Genomic DNA, 19,185 nt, shown 5'->3' on the forward strand with positions numbered 1-19,185 from the left:
ATGAGAGTATTTATAGTAGGAGCAGGAGAGACCGGCACCCACTTAGCCAAGCTGATCAGTCAGCAGGAGCACCACGATGTGATCCTCATGGACGAGGATCCGGAAAAGGTGGACTTTGCCTACGACAACTCGCTCGAGATCATGCCCATCGTAGGTAATCCCACCTCCATCCGTCAGCTGAAGCATGCCGGGGTGGAGGGGGCGGATCTCTTTGTCGCCGTAACCCCCTCTGAGAGTGCCAATATCCTCACCTGTATGATCGCTCATCGGATGGGAGTCAAGAAGACCCTCGCCCGTGTGAGCAACTACGATTACTTCCTCCCCGAGTACCTTCCTTACATCAATGGCCTTGGCGTCGATGAGATGGTCTACCCGGAGGCACTGGCCGCCCAAGAGATCTACAATGGCCTCCGCCTACCCTGGACACGCCAGTACTGGCGACTCTTTGGTGGACGGCTCCACCTCTGCGCCTCTCGCATCACGAAGCACTCCCCCTTGCTGGGTAAGCGGCTTATGGAGCTGTCGGACCTCGACGAGAAGCACTTCCACATCATCTCGATTGTCCGTGGTCGGGAGAGCTTTGTCCCGAGAGGAAATGACACTCTGGAGGTCAATGACATCGTCTACGTCGCCTGCAATACTCAAAACTTGGACACCGTGCGCGAGTATTGCGGTCAGCCAAAGGTGGATGTCCGTAAGGTGATCATTATGGGGGGCAGTCACATTGCGCTCCGCACGTCAGAGCTGCTGCCACACGATATGAGCGTGAAGATCATCGAGCGGGACCTGGATAAGTGCCGGGAGATCTCTGAGCTGACCAACGACAACACCCTGGTCATCCACGGTGACGCCGCCGACTCCGACCTCCTGATCTCGGAGGGGATCCGAAATACACAGGCATTCCTTGCGCTCACCGGCAGCTCCGAGATCAATATGATCGCAACGATGAACGCCAAGCACCTCGGCATCCCCCGCACCGTAGCAGAGATCGAGAATGTCGACTACCTCGACATCGCCAGTCAGCTCGGCATCGGCAACATAGTGAATAAGAAGATCATCGCTGCCAGCAAGATCATCCGCCACCTCCACCGGATAGATATATCGGATGCGAAGACGATGGCGATAGGTCATGGAGATGTGCTGGAGATCGTCATTACAGAGGGCAGTAGCATCACCAAGGCACCCATCAAGGACCTAAAGATCCCCCGCAGCATCACTCTCGGAGGCTTCCTCAGAGATGGGGAGGTCTATCTCGTCGAGGGGCATACGATCCTAAAGCCGGGAGATACCGTCCTCGTCTTCAATATCAACGCCAGCGACGCTGAGCTAGATGACCTCTTCAAGTAAAGCACTGAGCTGAGCTATGATAAGGGAAGACTTTTTCGTAGATGATTACGAGCCGACAAAGCGACTCCTCAACTTCCGCTTTGTCCTCCGGACGATGGGCGAGCTCTGTATGGTGCTCTTCCCCTTCCTCGTCATCGCCCTCTTTATCTCCCTCTACTATCCGCACGATACCGGGACAAAACCTCTTGCCATCACTGCCGGTGTCGATGTGGCTGTGGGAGCACTGCTAATTCTTCTTGGCAGAGATCAGGGGAATACCAACATAGGCTCTCGTGAGGGAGTAATGACGGTAACGATCAGCTGGTTCTTAGTCTCCCTCATCGGTATGCTTCCATATCTGCTGGGTAGCTACATCACCTCTGCGCCGGCGGCATTCTTTGAGACTATGTCCGGCTTTACCACCACGGGAGCTACAGTCATCAGCCGGGTGGAAGACGTCCCGAGGAGCATCCTCTTCTGGCGCGCATCGACGCAGTGGCTCGGCGGACTGGGTATCATCGCCTTCCTAGTGGCACTCATACCGATGTCAGGGCAGCGGGCTACGACGATCTTCAATAGCGAAGCGACCGGGGTAACGCACCAGAAGTTTGACCCCCATATCGGGACTATGGCGAAGTGGCTCATCGTCATCTATCTGAGCTTCACGATCCTATGCATCCTGCTCTTCGGCATCGGTCCCATGAGCTGGTACGATGCGGTCTGCCACACCTTCTCGTGCGTATCCACAGGAGGCTTCAGTACCCACTCCGAGTCGATCGGCTTCTTCCACTCCACCTATATTGAGCTGGTGGCGATCACCTTCATGCTACTGGGAGCGACGCAGTTCTCGCTCATCTACTTTGCAATCGTAAAGCGGCAACCGAAGCGCCTTTTTCAGGACAGCGAGCTCCGGTGGTTCCTCTCCTTGGTGCTCATCATGACGACCATTGGTGCCATATGGCTCTGGTACTCGGGTTATTTTGACGTGGGAGATGCATTCCTCAAGAGTCTCTTTGCCGTTACCACCCTCGAGACGACCACTGGGTATTCCTCCGGTGACTACTCAGTCTGGGGGAGCTTCTTTGCCCTGATCGTGATAGCTTCTATGTTTGTCGCCGGCTGCTCCGGCTCCACTTCAGGAGGTTTGAAAGTGATCCGCTTCGAGGTGTTGGCAAAGAACCTCAGTAAGGAGCTGGTCCGGCGCGTCCACCCCAATGTCGTCTCCACCATACGAATGGGCAACACCCCCATCACCGACAAGGTGGTGGTGCAGGTCACCTCATTCTTCTTCGCCTATTCAGCCCTCGCCATCATTGCGACTGGTGTGATCACCGCTGAGGGATATAATCTGACCGACTCCTTCTCCTGCGCAGTCTCCTGCCTCTCTAATTCCGGGGGCGGCCTGGGCGTCTTCGGTCCGCATGGCGGCCTCTCATCGCTAAGCAGCGTGACGCATATTTTCCTCTCGTTGCTGATGGTGATGGGTCGACTGGAGATCTTCACCGTGCTCTCACTCTTCCACCCCAGCTATTGGCGGAGCTGAGAGCCTATCCTAATCTTACATAATACAGTAAAGCAATGACAGACACCAATCATAAGAGCGAGGAGATGAATCTCGAGGATATCCGGCGCGACTACAACGTCGGCTCACTCTCGCACAGCGATATGACGAAAGACCCGCTCGACAAGTGTCGCGAGTGGCTCGAGGATGCCCTTAGGCTCAATGTGATAGAGCCGACAGCCCTGATCGTCAGCACGGCTACCCTCGATGGACAGCCCTGTACCCGCACGGTGTTGCTGAAGGAGATCTCCGAGGATGGGAAGTTTATCTTCTACTCCAATTACGAGAGCCGCAAGGGGCACCAGATCGACCTCAACCCCAAGGTGAGTCTCACCTTCCTCTGGCACCAGCTTCAGCGCCAGATCCATATCGAGGGTATCTGTCAGCATGTCGCCCCGGAGGTGTCGGATGCCTACTTCGCCAAGCGCCCCTACAAGAGTCAGGTCGGCGCTCGGATATCGCCACAGAGCCATCCGATCCCCAATCGGATGTTCATCGTGACCGAGTTTGCCAAGGAGGCGCTGAAGGTGGGAGTAAAGGTGCCTCGCCCCGAGAGCTGGGGAGGCTATGAGGTGACGCCTCACCGGATCGAGTTTTGGCAGGGACGTCCCAGCCGCCTGCATGACCGATTCCTATACCTCCTGCAGGAGGATGGCAGCTGGTCCCTTACGCGAATTGCTCCGTAACAGGAGAGACAATAAAAAAATAACTTGCGAATCAAGCAAAATAGACTTACATTTGCAGTGTGTTTTTCATAGTATTAGATTTTAGGTTAATATTAGGACGCAGAGCTGTCGAGAGACAGTTTTCTCCTAAGCCCCTTTAGGGCGACAACACAAGCCCCCTTGCAGACCCACGTCCGCAAGGGGGTTTTTGGTGTGTGAGGGGGGGCGGAAGTGAGCGGAAAAAATCGTACCTTTGCGCCAATATCGAGGGTCTTATGGATCCGACACAGCGACATTGGTCCTATAGCTCAGTTGGTTAGAGCACCTGACTCATAATCAGGGAGTCCACGGTTCAAGCCCGTGTGGGACCACAGAGAGGAGAATGGTTGTAAGTTGCTATACATCAGCGGTTACAGACCATTCTCCTCTTTTTTTGCAGATATAGGATCTCTATAGACCGCAAGAGATGCATCAGGAGGGTAGCCTACTCGATCAATATTACCACATTAACCCGCACATATCCCGCAAAAACCGCGTACTATGATAAGAGTATGTTGCCTTTAACATTTTATCAAAAAAACTATGCAGATCCGGCGAGATTACCTATCTTTACTTGTGAGTTTTAAGGACTTTAGGTGATGAGATTAGTCTCGACCCAATAACAACAACCGGTGATATGGTCGTGCAAAATGGAAGCTATTTCCATATTAGAGATCCTCACTGATGATGGACAACGTACGACTAAGCAACTTACTTACGTCTCCACGGATGAGGACGGGGATAAGCACTACAATTGTAGCTCGGCCAACTCGGATCTGGAAGAAAAGGCAACTAGTAAAGTGCTTGGGGACCCTATCCGACAGCTCTCCATTGCCAAGGTAATACGTATTGACTAAAGTAATATATGATAAAGAGAATACTTACAGCCACATCCATCCTCCTGCTCGCATGCAGTTGTTCAAGTGGCAATGCTGACACCTTATCTGATAGCTGGAGAGATCAGCAGAGACTGCCTACAGACGTAACCGAGGTATGTGAGCAGACCTTGATCAGCCTGCCCGACACTGACCTTGACGGCCAACACTATGATGTATGCTATAAGCTGGATGACATCGGTCGGGTGGTGGATGAGATAAGCATTGACACCGATTTTAGTATGTCCTCTAAGACCTACATATATCAGGGCGACAACGTAATGCCTGATAGCTGTGTTGTCGAGGATGGTAATGGCGTGGAGGAGCGTCGTGCGGTCCCGAGAGGGCAACAGATACAGCAGGACGCTGATGACTACTCTATAGCGTGGACATATGACGATAAGGGCAGGGTAACGCAGTCCCGCTATACTTATAAGGCGACCGGTAAGGTGACGATGCAGCTCGACAGCGAGTATAACGACCGAGGGGAGCTGATCCGAGAGACCGACACCTCATACGGAGAGACTACCATCTGGACGTATGTATACAGCTACGCACCTGACGGGGACTATTGGCTCACCCGCCAAAAGTATGAGAGCCGTCAAGATGGCCCGAGGGAGCTCCGAGAGACCACCACACGCACCCTAAAGCGCAAGTGACTGCGCAATTTTTGCGCAACGGATATGCTGGAAACGTCATAAACACCACCTATTCATCGGTTTATAAGTTGTCTTTTCCTGACTCATAACCAGGGAGTCCACGACTCTTCAAGCCCGTGTGGGACCACTTTGATCATCCAGAGAGTGCGAAAGGAGCTTCCGCACTCTCTGGCTTTTTTGGAGGGGCTTATCTAATACCGATATTAGGTGACACTAATACCGATATTAGAAAAGTCTAATATCGGTATTAGATTTCATCCACACAGGCACCAGTCGGAAGGGCACGAGAGGAGCAGCTCAGCCACACCCCCTGAGGGTCGGTCGAGAGGAGGGCAGGAGGTGTGGAAATTTGGGTAACTTTGTCGGTCACTAATGATACACAGAAAAATCAATGGGTAAGAAATTTAAGTCAAGAAAAGAGAAGAGTAGTCAGGCATTTAGGGACTCGTCCTACAAGCCGAGTAAAAAAGAGCGGGGTTTCTCTCGCTACAGGAGGGATGTCATCGACTACTTCACCAGCCATGCCAATGTCTGTGTATCTGTCGACGAGATCTGCGAGACGGTCGGCGCTGATGATGGATCGGAGAAGCAGATGGTCAGAGAGGTGCTTGATCAGCTGATGCGCGAGAAGCTCATCCAGGCAGGTGCCGCCAGTGACGAGTTCATTTACCGGACAAAGAATACGAAGCTCGTGGGATCCTTCCGCCGCAAGGCCGGCAAGGGACACAATTTCTTTTACCCCGAGGATGGGAGCGACCCGATCCGCGTAGCGGAGCGAAACTCCGCCCACGCCTTTGATGGCGATAAGGTAATGGTGCAGCTGCTAGCTCTGCGCCCGGGACAGGAGATCGAGGGCGAGGTGATCGAGATACTGGAGCGGGTGGTGACCAATTTTGTCGGCGTCATGTCGATCAGCCACGGCTACAACTTCCTTATCACTGACAGCCGTAAGCTGGACAATGACATCCTGATCCCGGATCGCAACCTCAATGGCGCTCAGGATGGCGAGAAGGTACTGGTCCATGTGCTGGAGTGGCCGGACCATGCCAAGAATCCTGTCGGTGAGGTGATCTCACGCCTCGGTGAGCCGGGGAGCAACGACACCGAGATGCATGCGATACTCGCAGAGTATGGTCTGCCCTACTCCTATCCGGAAAATCTGGAGCAGTACGCCAATGACCTCGATGAGCAGATGGCATACGATCCGAAGTACAAGAGAGAGGACTACCGTGACCGACTCACCTTTACATGCGACCCGGAGTCTGCGAAGGACTACGATGACGCACTCTCCTACAAGGACCTCGGAGACGGCACCTATGAGGTAGGCGTCCACATTGCCGACGTCACCTCTTACGTCACCCCCGGGGACCCGATCGACGAGGAGGCCTCTCAGCGTGCGACCAGCGTCTACTTGGTCGACCGCACTGTCCCGATGCTGCCGGAGCGACTCTGCAACGACCTCTGCTCCCTCCGCGCAGGTGTGGACAGGCCCGCATTCTCCTGCATCTTCCGTATGAATCCCCTCGGCACTGTGCTCGACTACCATGTCGCCCGCACTGTGATCCATAGTGACTACCGATTTAAGTACGAGGAGGTGCTGGAGGTGATCGATGGTCAGCCCGGTGTGACGCCCGAGATAGAGGAGGCGATCCATAGGCTGGATGAGATGGCCAAGGCTCTGAGGAAGAAGCGCTTCGAGCACGGTTCGATCGAGTTTGAGCAAGAGGAGCTGGAGTTTGACCTCGACGAGAAGGGTAAGCCTATCGCTGTCCATGTGAAGGAGAATACCGATGCCAATCGCCTGATCGAGGACTATATGCTGCTCGCCAATCGCACCGTCGCCAAGCACATTGCTAAGCTGGCCAAGGAGCGGGACGAGAAGGTCCCACCCTTTATCTATCGTGTGCACGACAGGCCGGACGAGGAGCGGCTGCAGAACTTTGCCGAGTACGTAGGGCGGCTGGGATACAAGTTTGTCTACACCGGTGATGCCCAGTCCATCTCCGACAACCTCAATAAGCTCCTTGAGGAGATCAAGGGGAAGCCGGAGGAGAATGTGATTCAGATCCTTGCAATCCGCACGATGTCCAAGGCTGTGTACCAGACAGAGAATATTGGTCACTTCGGGCTCGGATTTGAGTTTTACACCCACTTCACCAGCCCTATCCGCCGCCACCCTGACATGATGGTCCACCGCCTCCTGTGGCAGTATATGACCACCGGGAAGAGTGCTGACAGGAGCGACCTCGATGCCATCTGCGAGCACGACTCTGAGATGGAGAAGACGGCTGCCGATGCGGAGCGCTCCTCTGTTAAGTACAAGCAGATCGAGTATATGCAGGAGCGACTGGGGCAGGAGTTTGAGGGTATGGTCAGTGGTGTCAAGGACTTCGGGATCTTTGTGGAGATCAAGGAGAATGGCTGCGAGGGACTGGTGCCGATCCGTGACCTCAGCGATGACTTCTACGAGTACGATGACAAGACTATGGCCCTCGTGGGTATCAATACCCGCCGTCGCTATGCCCTCGGTGATATGATCAAGATCCGTGTCGCACGAGCCGATCTCCAGAAGAGGTTCCTCGACTTTGAGCTAGCGGATAAGCCGGCCGGTCAGCCTCAGGATGATCATCGCAGAGGAGGCTATGACTCACACCGCGGTGGCGGTCGTGGCGGTAACCGTTCAGGTCGCAGACACTGACAGAGGAGATCGGATGACATGCGCGACGAGGATCGTAAGATAGAGGGTCTGGAGGACTTCGACATACGTGGTGTCGAGCTCGGGAGTGATCCACTACCCCCCTCTCTCTCAGAGGATGGGCGAAAGGATCCCGACAAGCTCCTGAGACCGCAGCGCTTCGAGGACTTCACCGGTCAGCCCGATGTGGTGGGCAATCTCAGCGTCTTCGTCAAGGCAGCGAAGATGCGGGGTGAGACGCTCGACCACGTATTGCTCCACGGTCCACCCGGACTGGGGAAGACCACCCTCTCTCAGATCATTGCCAATGAGCTCGGTGTGGGGATCAAGGTCACCTCAGGCCCGGTGCTGGATAAGCCGGGAGACCTCGCCGGTGTACTCACCTCGCTTGAGCCGGGAGAGGTGCTCTTCATTGATGAGATCCATCGCATGCCACCTGTGGTGGAGGAGTACCTCTACTCTGCCATGGAGGACTTCCGGATCGACATCTTGATCGACAAGGGTCCTGGGGCGAGGAGCATTCGCCTTGACCTCGAGCCCTTTACCCTCATCGGTGCCACCACACGAAGCGGTCTCCTGACCGCTCCGCTGCGGGACCGCTTTGGGATCAATATGCACCTCGAGTACTACGATGCGGAGATGCTGCGGGAGATCGTCCTCCGTAGTGCCGGCATCCTGGGGATCGAGTGCGAGGAGCGCGCGGCGACAGAGATCGCCAATCGCAGTCGCTGCACGCCTCGTGTGGCCAATGCGCTCCTGAGGAGAGTGCGCGACTTCGCTCAGGTCAAGGGGACCGGTAAGGTGACGCACGAGGTGGCTTGCTATGCCCTCGAGGCGCTCAATATCGATGAGTACGGACTGGATCAGATCGACCGTAAGATCCTCTTGGCAATCATGGACAAGTTTGAGGGCGGTCCGGTGGGCGTCGAGACCATCGCCACCTCCATAGGAGAGGATGCCGGCACCGTCGAGGATGTCTACGAGCCCTTCCTGATCAAGGAGGGCTTCCTCAAGCGGACCCCCAGAGGGCGCGTCGTCACCTCGCTGGCCTACACCCACTTTGGCCGACCCTCTCAGGCGCCGGCTCGGGGACAGATGCTCTGGGATGAGCAAGATTTCTCACTCTAAAGACTTATGGCACAGGGTGGTGGTATGAAGAGTCTGGCCAAGGACACAGTGGTCTATGGCCTTACGAATATCGTCAGCAAGTTTCTCAATTGGCTTCTGGCACCCCTCTACATCCGGGTGCTGGCAACCTCGGCGGAGTATGGCATAGTGACCAATCTCTACGCCTGGGTCAGTGTGATCTTAGTGGTGCTGACGCTTGGCCTGGAGACGGGGCTCTTCCGCTTTATCAATACCTCCGATAAGCCGCAGCAGGTCTTCGCCACCTGCCTCAAGGTGCTGTCGGTCCCGGTGCTGATCTTCCTCCTCATCGGTCTCACCCAGACGCAAGCGATAGCGGACTTCCTGAAGTACCCCCTTCACCCGGAGTACGTGGGGATGTTTGTCGTCATCGTGGCGCTGGATGCCCTGATGTCACTCCCCTTTGCCTACTTGCGGTATCAGCATAAGCCCTGGCGCTTTGCCTTCTACAAGTTCCTCTTCATCGGTCTCAATATCTTCTTCAACCTCTTCTTCCTCATCGTCTGTCCGCGACTCGAGGCAGCGGGGTACGCTCTCCCCGGCTGGCTCTACCGATCCGGCATGGGGGTTGGCTACATCTTCATCTCCAACCTCCTCGCCTCCGGCATTGAGGCGCTGATGATGCTGCCGCTCTTCCGGTACGGGATCAAGGGCTTTGACCGGGAGCTCCTGCCCAAGCTGGCACTCTACTGCGGTCCGCTGGTGCTGCTCGGGCTGGCGGGGGATTTCAATAAGATGGCCGGTCAGGTGCTGATCCCCTACCTCTATGCCGACCACGGTGAGGGGATGACGGCGCTCGGGATCTTTGGCGGAAACCTCAAGATCTCGGTCATCATGGTGATGTTCCTACAGGCCTTCCGCTTCGCTTACGACCCCTTCGTCTTTAGCAAAATGAAGTCGCGTGACGCCGGTCAGGCCTACACGATGGCGATGACCTACTTCATCCTCTTCGCCTCGGTGATCTTCGTGGGGGTGATGTACTGGATCGATGTCTTCAAGGTCATCGTCCGCCCTGACTACTACTCCGGGCTGGTGATCGTGCCGTGGATGATGTTCAGCGAGATCCTCTTTGGGATATACTACAACCTCTCGGTGTGGTACAAAGTGACCGACCGGACCTACTACGGGGCGCTCTTTGCCGTGATCGGACTGGTCGTCACACTAACGATCATCACGCTGGGCGTCCCCCGCTTCGGCTTCATCGCTTGTGCGTGGGCCGCCGTCAGCTGCAATCTCGTCATGCTCCTGCTCTCCTACGTCCTCGGTCAGCGCCACCATCCGATTGCTTACCGGACACGGTCGGATCTCGGGATCCTGGCGCTGGGAGCGCTCTTCTACTTCGGGGGGATGCAGATCCACCCCGAGAGTGTGGCACTCACACTTGTACTCCGTACACTCCTCCTGCTGATCTACATCGGTTTTGCGGGCTACCTCTTTACTCCTGTTTTTGCTCAATTACGTCATCGTAGATAATGAGTACCCAACCATCCAATTCCACTCCTGAAGAGGCTGAGAAGCAAGAGCCTCAGATAAAGAAAAAAGAAGGTCTCATCGGCTTCCTCAAGGAGTACTTCGACCTCGGTCTCGATAAGGAAAATGAGCTGAAGACCATCGAGTCCATCGCTGCTGACGTCGACTTTAAGGGTCCCAAGATGTGGATCCTGATCTGTGCGATCTTCATTGCCGCACTGGGGCTCAATATGAACTCGACCGCCGTCATCATCGGTGCGATGCTCATCTCCCCGCTTATGGGTCCTATCCTCGGCTTTGGCCTCGGTCTTGGGATCACAGATTTCGATCTGGTCAAGAGGAGCCTCAAGAACCTCGGTATGATGACCCTCATCGGCATCACCACTGCTACAGTCTACTTCCTCCTCTCGCCTATGGAGGCTCCCACAGGTGAGTTGCTGGCTCGCACGCAGCCTACATTCTACGACGTGCTGATCGCTTCCTTCGGCGGTCTGGCAGGTATTACCGCCGGTGCCAGTAGGAATAAAGGGAATGTGATCCCCGGTGTCGCCATCGCCACCGCCCTTATGCCCCCGCTCTGCACTGCAGGATATGGCATCGCAACGATGAACCTCCACTACTTCATCGGAGCCTTCTACCTCTACATCATCAACGCTGTCTTTATCGGTCTCGCCACCTACATCACTGTCCGCGCGCTCGACTACCCGCGGGTCACATATGTCGATAAGAAGCGGGGTCGGATGCTCAATCGCGCCGTTGCTGTCATCGTCATCTGCACACTCCTGCCCAGTATTTACTTGGCAGTACGGATGGTACAGACCTCGGTCAAGGAGCAGGCAGAGCGAGCTTTCATCCGCTCTGAGGTCGCTGGCGATGACCGCTATGTCCTCTCCTACGACTCCTACAAGCGTGGCGACTCCACTTTTATAACCGTGAATGTACTCGGCTCTGAGATAACCGAGGAGGAGGAGAAAGTGCTGGATGCGAAGCTCGACGGCTATGGTCTCCGCAAGACCGCTTTGATGATCCAGCAAAACTACGACCGGCAAAACGCTCAGCGCCTCCGCTCCTCGATCCTCAGTGACGTATACAAGGGCGATGGCGGACGCGGAACCGCTGACCTCGTCGCTTACCAGCACTACCAGATCGACTCACTGCAGAGACTGCTCTCCCAGTATGCCATTATCGGAGAGGAGTCGAAGCGACTTGCCGTCGATATGAAGGCGCTCTTCCCTGAGGTGAGTCAGCTGGAGTTTGGCGACGTGATCACCTACAATCAGGACTCTCTCGAGGTCATCAGCCCGGATACGACCTTCCTTGTCCGGATCTACACGCCCTCAAGCAAGCTCACCGAGGAGAGAGAGCAAACCATACGTCGCTGGGTGGCCATTCGGATCCCCAAGTCGAGGGTAGACATCCTCACTTCAGCCAAGAAGGAGTAGTGGTATGAATACCCACGGCAAGCTCTTTCGTCTCACCACCTTTGGAGAGTCGCATGGTCCCTGTATCGGAGGGGTCATCGACGGCTGCCCTGCCGGTCTCAGAATCGACAGCGATGAGGTGGCGCATCAGCTTGCCCGCAGGCGTGGTGGAGCCTCCGAGGGATCGACCGCGCGGCGGGAGAGTGACCGGCTCGACTTCGTCTCCGGTCTCTTGGACGGCGTCACTACCGGCACGCCGCTCGCCTTCCTGATCCCCAATGAGCAGCACCGGAGCTCCGACTACGACCGACTGAGGGATGTCTTTCGCCCCTCGCATGCGGACTATACCTATACTAAGAGGTACGGCATCCGGGACTGGCGGGGTGGTGGCAGGGCATCAGCCAGAGAGACAGCAGTCCGCGTGGTGGGCGGGGCAATTGCTCGCCAGATCCTCCGAGAGGAGGTGGGACTGGAGATTGTTTCCTACACCTCACGGCTGGGAGGCTTGGGGCTACCGGATAGTTATATGGATGAGGTAGACAGCGCCGAGGTGGAGGCTTCCGAATACGGCTGTCCCGACCCGGCTACAGAGCAGCAGATGGAGGCACTGGTCCGTCAGGCTCGTGCCGACGGTGACTCCCTCGGTGGTGTGGTCTCGACGGTGGTGCGAGGCATGCCTGCCGGGTGGGGAGATCCGCTCTACGACAAGCTCTCTGCCGACCTTGCTTCGGCGATGATGAGTATCAATGCCGCCAAGGGCATTGAGATCGGGGACGGCTTTGCCCTCGCTGAGATGATGGGGAGAGAGGCTAATGATCCTTTTGTCACTAATGAAAAGGGCGAAATCCGAACCTCCACCAATCACTCGGGAGGCATCCAGGGCGGCATCTCCAATGGGGAAGTAATCCGATTCCGAACCGCCTTCAAGCCCATCGCCTCCATTGCTCGCCCTCAGTCTACAGTAGACACCGATGGTCATCCCACCGATCTCACTATCTCAGGTCGCCACGACTGCTCCGTCTTTCCCCGCGTGCTACCTATCGTTGATGCCATGACGGCACTGGTCCTCGTCGATCAGTACATGCTCCTCCGTGGGGCAGGACCCCTGTCGTGAGGCTTACTCCTCCGCCCCGTTTCTATGCCCTGAGGTGCGGATCAGCTCCAATAGCTCCTGGTACAGCGGATCACCGATAGAGGTGGCGAGGAGATAGGGAAGATCCTTTCCCTCCTCGAGACGCTCTCTGATGTCTGTTGAAGAGACCTCGTACGTCGGCACATCGTCGATCACTCGCGTCCGGACTGGCATCTCAAAGTCCTCCGGCAGATGGTATCCCGGTCGCGGATAGACTAGTATGTCGGTCGTCTGTGTCAGCTCATCGCTATGGTACCACTTATGGAGCCAGAGCAGGCTATCGAGCCCCATCAGGAGTGTAAAGTGACTGTCCGGGTACTTCTCATGGAGGTACTGCATTGTCCGGAGGGTATAATTGGGCTGTGGCAGCTCCCACTCATCGAGGCTTAGGCGGATCTTAGGGTGCTCCCGCAGGAGACTCTCCGCCCAGCGCCGCCTGAAGTCGTCCGGTAGCAGCAGGTTGTCCTCCTTGAAGGGGTTGCTCGGTGTGAGCGAAAACCACAGCTCATCGAAGCGGTCTCGCATCTGCTCGATAATGTAATTGGCGAGGCAGAGATGACCGATATGCAGGGGGCTATAGGAGCCTGGGTAGAAGAGTATCTCGCGCATCCGTTACAGGTCAGCAGTAAGGAAATCCTCAACGACACGAGCTGCAGACTGACACGCTTCCTCAAGGTCGTCATTCACGACGATCGCATCGTATTTGGGAGCAAAAGAGAGCTCCGTCTCGGCCTTGGCGAGCCTGCGCTCAATCACCTCAGGGGCATCCGTCCCCCTCCGCTCCAGTCGCTCCCGCAGACGCTCAATACTCGGAGGCTGTATGAAGAGCGTCAGCGCTCTGTCACCATAGATCTTCTTGACATTAAGTCCCCCCTGCACGTCGATGTCGAGGATCACATTCTCCCCCTGAGCCAGCGTCCGGTCCACCTCACTCCGGAGCGTCCCATAGAAGCATCCGGGATAGACCTCCTCGTACTCCAGGAAGTCCCCCTCCCCGATCCGCTTCCTGAAGTCCTCCTCCGAGAGGAAGTAGTACTCGACGCCATCCCGCTCGCTGCCACGCGGCTTGCGCGAGGTGGCAGAGATGGAGAAGCGGCCCCGGAGGCCATACTCACTCATAAGTTTATTGATGATCGTGCTCTTACCCGAGCCGCTGGGGGCGGAGAAAATGATTAGCTTGCCTTGCATGTAGGGGAGTAAAAAGTGATTGATACTATCTATCTCAAGTCAAAGGTACCAACTTTTTGCCGTCTCCCCTTTTCATCCCCGAAAGTTCCCGCTCACCTCCGAGGAAAGTCCCAAGGCAGCTGACAGCAGGCTCGGTTGTGCAATAGATAGCTTTTATCTAACTTTGCACTAATAGGGAAGGGGTCTCCGAGAGCTCACATCATTGCCCTACCCTCTCTCACGCGCAGATACCAAAGTGGCCAACTGGGGCTGACTGTAAATCAGCTGGTTTTCACCTTCGGTGGTTCGAATCCGCCTCTGCGCACTATTCATTATCACTCTTTACCCTATCGTCACATCCACGTCGCTCACCACCTGACGTGATCTACTGAGTGACTGGCGGATCGATGCTTCTATACCCCGATCGGGGAGTCGCCAAGGGGGTGTGTCTCCATACTTCAGTGAGAGCCCCCGACCATCGCATCCTTATGAGCCGATAGGGACAGAAAGACTAATTCCAATCCATTTATATGTACACCATCACTGAGCTCTCCAAGCTAAGCAGAGAAGACCTCAATAAAGTGGCTGCTGATCTTAAGGTAAAAACCAGCCCGGACACCGAGGCACGCGAGATCATCTACGGCATACTCGATGCCCAGGCGGTCCACGTGGCCACCAAGACCAAGGGTCAGACCGAATCGACCACTCCTCGCCAGAGCAACAACAAGCGCACCCGAAGCACGGCAAACAATCGCTCCACCGGCAAAGACAAGAAGTCGGAGGAGGGCGACCCCGCTAAGGAGGCGAAGAAGGAGGACAAGCCTGCTACCCAGAAGAAGCGCGGACGCCCTCGCAAAAACCAAGCAGAGAGCAAGCAGGAGAGCGAGAGCGCCAAGGATAAGGACAAAGACAAGGAGAAGAATAGTCAGCCGAAGAAGGAAGACTCGAGGTCAGCCAACGAAAAGGAGGCCAAGGAAACTCCCGCGGAGAAGAAGACGGTCTTTGTGAATAAGAATGCCACAGACACCGTCCTCGATGACCTGATGGGCATGCTCACCCCCAACCCTCGACCCTCTCAGCAGAGCAGCAAGCCCTCAGAGCCTAAGAAGAGCGAGCCCCGCAGGGAGCCCACTACGGCAAAGCACGAGCAGCCCACTGAGGAGGCGCCTAAGGAACAGGAGAGCAGAGAGGAGTCTATGAAAAGTCTGCCGAGCAACCAAAGCCCGAAGCGCCCCGCCAGCCAGGGGTTGTACGACTTCGGCGATGCGCTTACCGCCACCGGAGTGCTCGAGGTGCTACCCGACGGCTATGGCTTCATCCGCTCCGCTGACTACAATTACCTCTCCTCTCCAGACGACGTCTACGTGGCACAGAGCCAGATCAAGAACTATGGTCTCAAGACAGGAGACGTGGTAGAGGCGGTCATCTCCGCCCCGAAGAGCCAGGATAAGTTCTTCCCCATGAAGAAGCTGATCCGTCTCAATGGCTGCGACCCCAAGGTGGTACGCGACAGGGTCCCCTTTGACCACCTACTCCCCGTCTTCCCGACAGAGAAATTCAAGCTCGAGGTACCCAGCTCGGCTCACGTCTACGACCGGACTGCGACTCGCATCTTTGACCTCTTCTCCCCGATCGGCAAGGGTCAGCGCGGTCTGATCGTCGCTCAGCCCAAGACCGGTAAGACGATGCTGCTGAAGGATGTGGCCAATGCCATTGCCTACAACCACCCCGAGGTCTATATGATCGTCCTCCTGATCGATGAGCGACCGGAGGAGGTGACCGATATGCGTCGCAATGTGGATGCAGAGGTGATTGCCTCCACGTTCGACGAGCCTGCAGAGGAGCATGTCAAGATCTCCGAGCTGGTGCTTCAGAAGGCAAAGCGCTTGGTCGAGTGCGGACACGATGTAGTGATCCTCCTCGACTCCATCACCCGCCTCGCACGCGCCTACAATACAGTCCAGCCCGCCTCCGGTAAGGTACTCTCCGGTGGTGTTGATGCCAATGCGCTTCAGAAGCCTAAGCGCTTCTTCGGTGCAGCTCGCAATATCGAGCACGGTGGCTCGCTGACGATCCTTGCCACCGCACTGATCGATACGGGATCCAAGATGGACGAGGTGATCTTTGAGGAATTCAAGGGTACCGGCAATATGGAGCTGCAGCTCGACCGCAAGCTCTCCGACAAGCGCATCTTCCCCTCCATTGATCTCAATGCCTCCGGCACTCGTCGCGATGACCTGCTACAGAGCGAGGATACGCGCCGCCGTATGTGGATCCTCCGCCGTCAGCTCGCCGATATGAATACTCAGGAGGCGATGGAGTTTGTCCTAAAGCAGATCCGTGGCACGGTGGATAATGTCGAGTTCCTCGCATCGATGAATAGCTAATGGCGATGAGCGTGATCCGTCGGTGCCACCTCTACCTTGTCGGTCTAGTGCTCGCCCTCTCTGTGACAGAGGGGCTGGCTCAGAGCTCGATAGATGTTAAGATGCGCGCCTACGGACTAGTCGACATTTCCGAGGTGGACTCCACCATCATAGTAGACCTTATGTACTCTCGGAGCGACAACTTCATGCAGGCGGATGTCTACGGAGACTTCGCCACCGCCTATCTGACCCCCGACTTTGCAGCCAAGATTGCGAAAGCCCAGCAGATACTGCGGGAGGAGAGGGGCGACCGCTACTCGATCATCATCTACGATGCAGCGCGACCTCTCTCAGTCCAGCAGCGGATGTGGGATCTCGTCAAGGACACCTCGAGCAAGGTCTACGTCGCACCGGTCAGTAAGCGGGGTGGCGGGCGGCATAATTACGGGGTCGCTGTCGATATGAGCCTCTACGACAGGGAGTCTGGTCAGCCACTTGACATGGGCAGCCCGGTCGACCACTTCGGCATACGTGCCCACATCAATAATGAAGCGGCTCTGGTCAAGCAGGGACTCATCACGAGAGAGGCGATGAAGAATAGGCAATACCTCTTCCATCTGATGGACCGCGTGGGACTGAGACCGATCCGCAAGGAGTGGTGGCACTTCCAGGAGCGCAATTCGATCCGCGAGGTACGGGAGCAAAATCGGCTCTTAGACTTCTGACGATATGAAAGGGAAGCTATACCTGATACCGGTCTCGCTGGGCGATAGCCCCACCTCTCGGTACGCACCCGCGCTAAATGTCGAGCTGGTCTCCCGGCTGAGCCACTTCGTGGTGGAGAGTGCCCGGACGGCTCGGCGCTGCATCCGCTCGCTCTGCCCAGAGAAGGACTTGGACGACCTGCTCCTACTCGAGGTTGATAAGCACAAGGGGTACAGCTACCCGAGGGAGAGGGTGATGACACTCCTCGGTGAGGGCGTGGACGTGGGCTTTATGAGCGAGGCAGGCTGTCCCTGCGTCGCCGACCCAGGGAGCATCGTCGTCGCCGACTGCCACAAGGCCGGCTTCGACGTCGTCCCGCTGGTCGGTCCATCCTCTATCATCCTGTCGCTGATGGCATCAGGCTTCAGCGGTCAGTCCTTTGCCTTCCACGGCTATCTCCCCTTTGACGGCAAGGAGCGACGCCAGGCCTTAGGCGAGGCTGCCGCTCGGGTCCGTCGGATCGGTGAGACGCAGATATTCATCGAGGCACCCTACCGAAACGACCGACTGCTGAGGGAGCTGGTGGAGCTCCTGCCGAGCGACCTCTCCCTCTGTATGGCAGTGGACCTCACCACGGACCAGGAGGAGATCCACCGGATGACCATCTCCGAGTGGCGACAAGTGCTCTCACGAGAGAGCAGCTGGCACAAGAGACCGGCAATCTTCCTAATAGGACAATGATATGTTACTGAAATACTACACCAATGGCACACCCTCGCCCGTCCTGCTGAAGCAACTCTCGCAGTCACTGCAGGCGGACAAGCTGCTGATCATCCCGACCGACACCGCCTACAGTATCTGCTGCAATGCCCTCAGCATATCGGCTCTCGGTCAGCTCGCTGACATCAAGGGGGTGGATCCGGAGCAGAGCCACTTTACGATCATGTGTCAGGACCTCTCGCAGGCGAGCGAGTATGCCAAGCTGGACAACGAGATGTTCCGGATGATGAAGCAGAATACCCCCGGACCCTTCACCTTTATCCTCCCCACGAGCAGCGCCCTACCCCGTATCTATAAGGGTCGTAAGGAGGTGGGCATCCGCATCCCCCGCCACGAGCTGGTCCTCTCGCTGATACGCTACAGTGGTTCCCCACTCACCGGCTTCTCTCTCCCGGAGCTGCCGCAGCAGCTGGAGGACATCGCCTACGACTTCAATCCCGAGCTGATCAACGAGCTCTGGGGCGACAAGGTTGAGCATGTGGTGGATGGCGGCATCGGCAGTCTGCAGGAGTCGGCGATCATCGACTGCACCTCGGAGCCCTACTCCATTGTGCGTGAGGGACCGGAGGAGCTAAAGCTGTAGGACATTAGCGCAGGGTCAACCAGGGAGGAGAATAAAATTATTTAGTTTCCCCGCTTGCACATTAGTGGAAAAATAGTATCTTTGCACTCGAAAAGAAGAAAGGAGGATGATTCTTTGGGAAAAGGGTCTCTCCTGCGAGTAGCAGATAGACTTGGGGGAGCCACGGACAATTAGCGGCTGTGGCGTAATTGGTAGCCGCGCCAGACTTAGGATCTGGTGGAGAAATCCGTAAGGGTTCGAGTCCCTTCAGCCGCACTCGTTTAGGTAAGATTGATGATTAGTTTTCATAGATTGTAAGTTTTGGTTTTTGACGCTCTAAGCTTTTGCTTAGGGCGTATTTTTTTGCCCGGTGGAGGAGGCCTATTTCTAATACCGATATTAGCCACGACTAATACCGATATTAGGATTCTCTTTTACCGGTAATAGATTTCTCTAAACCCGATATTAGAAACAGCCGGTTTCTACAGGCTCTTGATGCGTTTGCTGACCCGACTATGGTCGGACCCTGTATGCGATTCCTGGAAAAAGTACACAGTTGATTGAATATTACTAGGACTGTATACCGGTCATTGGATTAAGACCTGAGAGTGTACAC

Annotated in this window: 16 protein-coding genes and 3 tRNA genes; 17 read left to right on the forward strand and 2 right to left on the reverse strand. The window is 56.0% G+C overall.

Translation table 11 applies throughout. The annotated features are described in order from the left end of the window. The 11 genes from trkA (at position 1) to aroC (ending at position 12,971) form a co-directional block, all read left to right on the forward strand. On the forward strand, positions 1-1,347 hold the full coding sequence (trkA, locus tag QZR17_RS02220; protein WP_297127084.1) for a Trk system potassium transporter TrkA: 1,347 nt from the start codon (positions 1-3) through the stop codon (positions 1,345-1,347). Positions 1,348-1,363: 16 nt separating this feature from the next. Then, positions 1,364-2,869, forward strand: coding sequence for a TrkH family potassium uptake protein (locus QZR17_RS02225; RefSeq protein WP_297127087.1), 1,506 nt, complete (start codon positions 1,364-1,366; stop codon positions 2,867-2,869). Positions 2,870-2,904: 35 nt separating this feature from the next. Next, positions 2,905-3,573 carry a pyridoxamine 5'-phosphate oxidase gene (pdxH, locus tag QZR17_RS02230; protein WP_297127090.1) on the forward strand — a complete coding sequence of 223 codons (669 nt, stop codon included), beginning with the start codon at positions 2,905-2,907 and terminating at the stop codon, positions 3,571-3,573. 276 nt (positions 3,574-3,849) lie between these two features. Next, positions 3,850-3,923 (forward strand) — tRNA-Ile (locus tag QZR17_RS02235). A 318-nt stretch (positions 3,924-4,241) separates the two neighbouring features. Continuing rightward, positions 4,242-4,448 (forward strand): hypothetical protein, encoded by a 207-nt coding sequence (locus tag QZR17_RS02240; protein WP_297127093.1) that lies wholly within the window; start codon positions 4,242-4,244, stop codon positions 4,446-4,448. A gap of 8 nt (positions 4,449-4,456) precedes the next feature. Continuing rightward, positions 4,457-5,125, forward strand: coding sequence for a hypothetical protein (locus QZR17_RS02245; RefSeq protein ID WP_297127096.1), 669 nt, complete (start codon positions 4,457-4,459; stop codon positions 5,123-5,125). Between the two features lie 391 nt (positions 5,126-5,516). After that, the gene (gene rnr, locus QZR17_RS02250; RefSeq protein WP_297127099.1) at positions 5,517-7,823 is read left to right on the forward strand and encodes a ribonuclease R; all 2,307 of its coding nucleotides are present in this window, start codon (positions 5,517-5,519) and stop codon (positions 7,821-7,823) included. Between the two features lie 18 nt (positions 7,824-7,841). After that, a complete protein-coding gene (gene ruvB, locus QZR17_RS02255; RefSeq protein WP_297127101.1) occupies positions 7,842-8,948 on the forward strand; it encodes a Holliday junction branch migration DNA helicase RuvB in 1,107 nt (368 codons plus the stop codon). Positions 8,949-8,954: 6 nt separating this feature from the next. After that, on the forward strand, positions 8,955-10,439 hold the full coding sequence (locus QZR17_RS02260) for a hypothetical protein (RefSeq protein WP_297127103.1): 1,485 nt from the start codon (positions 8,955-8,957) through the stop codon (positions 10,437-10,439). Further along, positions 10,439-11,878 (forward strand): TIGR00341 family protein, encoded by a 1,440-nt coding sequence (locus tag QZR17_RS02265; protein ID WP_297127106.1) that lies wholly within the window; start codon positions 10,439-10,441, stop codon positions 11,876-11,878. The genes QZR17_RS02260 and QZR17_RS02265 overlap by 1 nt, the downstream gene beginning before the upstream one ends. A 4-nt stretch (positions 11,879-11,882) precedes the next feature. After that, positions 11,883-12,971, forward strand: coding sequence for a chorismate synthase (gene aroC, locus QZR17_RS02270; RefSeq protein ID WP_297127109.1), 1,089 nt, complete (start codon positions 11,883-11,885; stop codon positions 12,969-12,971). A gap of 3 nt (positions 12,972-12,974) precedes the next feature. Here the strand turns inward: aroC and nadD are convergent, their stop codons facing one another. Both nadD and gmk read right to left on the reverse strand, forming a co-directional pair. Next, entirely contained in the window at positions 12,975-13,598 is a 624-nt protein-coding gene (gene nadD, locus QZR17_RS02275; RefSeq protein ID WP_297127112.1) for a nicotinate (nicotinamide) nucleotide adenylyltransferase, read from the reverse strand. A 3-nt stretch (positions 13,599-13,601) separates the two neighbouring features. Further along, positions 13,602-14,177 carry a guanylate kinase gene (gene gmk / locus QZR17_RS02280; RefSeq protein WP_297127115.1) on the reverse strand — a complete coding sequence of 192 codons (576 nt, stop codon included), beginning with the start codon at positions 14,175-14,177 and terminating at the stop codon, positions 13,602-13,604. 221 nt (positions 14,178-14,398) lie between these two features. On the opposite strand from gmk, the gene QZR17_RS02285 reads away from it, so the two are divergent. From QZR17_RS02285 to QZR17_RS02310, 6 genes are all read left to right on the forward strand, one after another. Then, a tRNA-Tyr gene (locus tag QZR17_RS02285) sits at positions 14,399-14,481 on the forward strand. A gap of 205 nt (positions 14,482-14,686) precedes the next feature. Then, complete coding sequence (rho, locus tag QZR17_RS02290; RefSeq protein ID WP_297127118.1) at positions 14,687-16,543, forward strand: transcription termination factor Rho; 1,857 nt, start codon at positions 14,687-14,689, stop codon at positions 16,541-16,543. 5 nt (positions 16,544-16,548) lie between these two features. Further along, positions 16,549-17,247, forward strand: a complete 699-nt coding sequence (locus QZR17_RS02295) for a M15 family metallopeptidase (RefSeq protein WP_297127121.1) — start codon at positions 16,549-16,551, stop codon at positions 17,245-17,247. Between the two features lie 4 nt (positions 17,248-17,251). Then, positions 17,252-17,968: an SAM-dependent methyltransferase gene (locus QZR17_RS02300; RefSeq protein ID WP_297127123.1), complete on the forward strand. Its 717-nt coding sequence runs from the start codon at positions 17,252-17,254 to the stop codon at positions 17,966-17,968. Position 17,969: 1 nt separating this feature from the next. Beyond that, positions 17,970-18,590 (forward strand): L-threonylcarbamoyladenylate synthase, encoded by a 621-nt coding sequence (locus QZR17_RS02305; protein WP_296158748.1) that lies wholly within the window; start codon positions 17,970-17,972, stop codon positions 18,588-18,590. Positions 18,591-18,763: 173 nt separating this feature from the next. Further along, a tRNA-Leu gene (locus QZR17_RS02310) sits at positions 18,764-18,845 on the forward strand. Positions 18,846-19,185: the final 340 nt, after the last annotated feature.

It is taken from the genome of uncultured Porphyromonas sp. (assembly GCF_900541275.1).
In the GTDB taxonomy this organism is placed as follows: Bacteria; Bacteroidota; Bacteroidia; order Bacteroidales; family Porphyromonadaceae; genus Porphyromonas_A.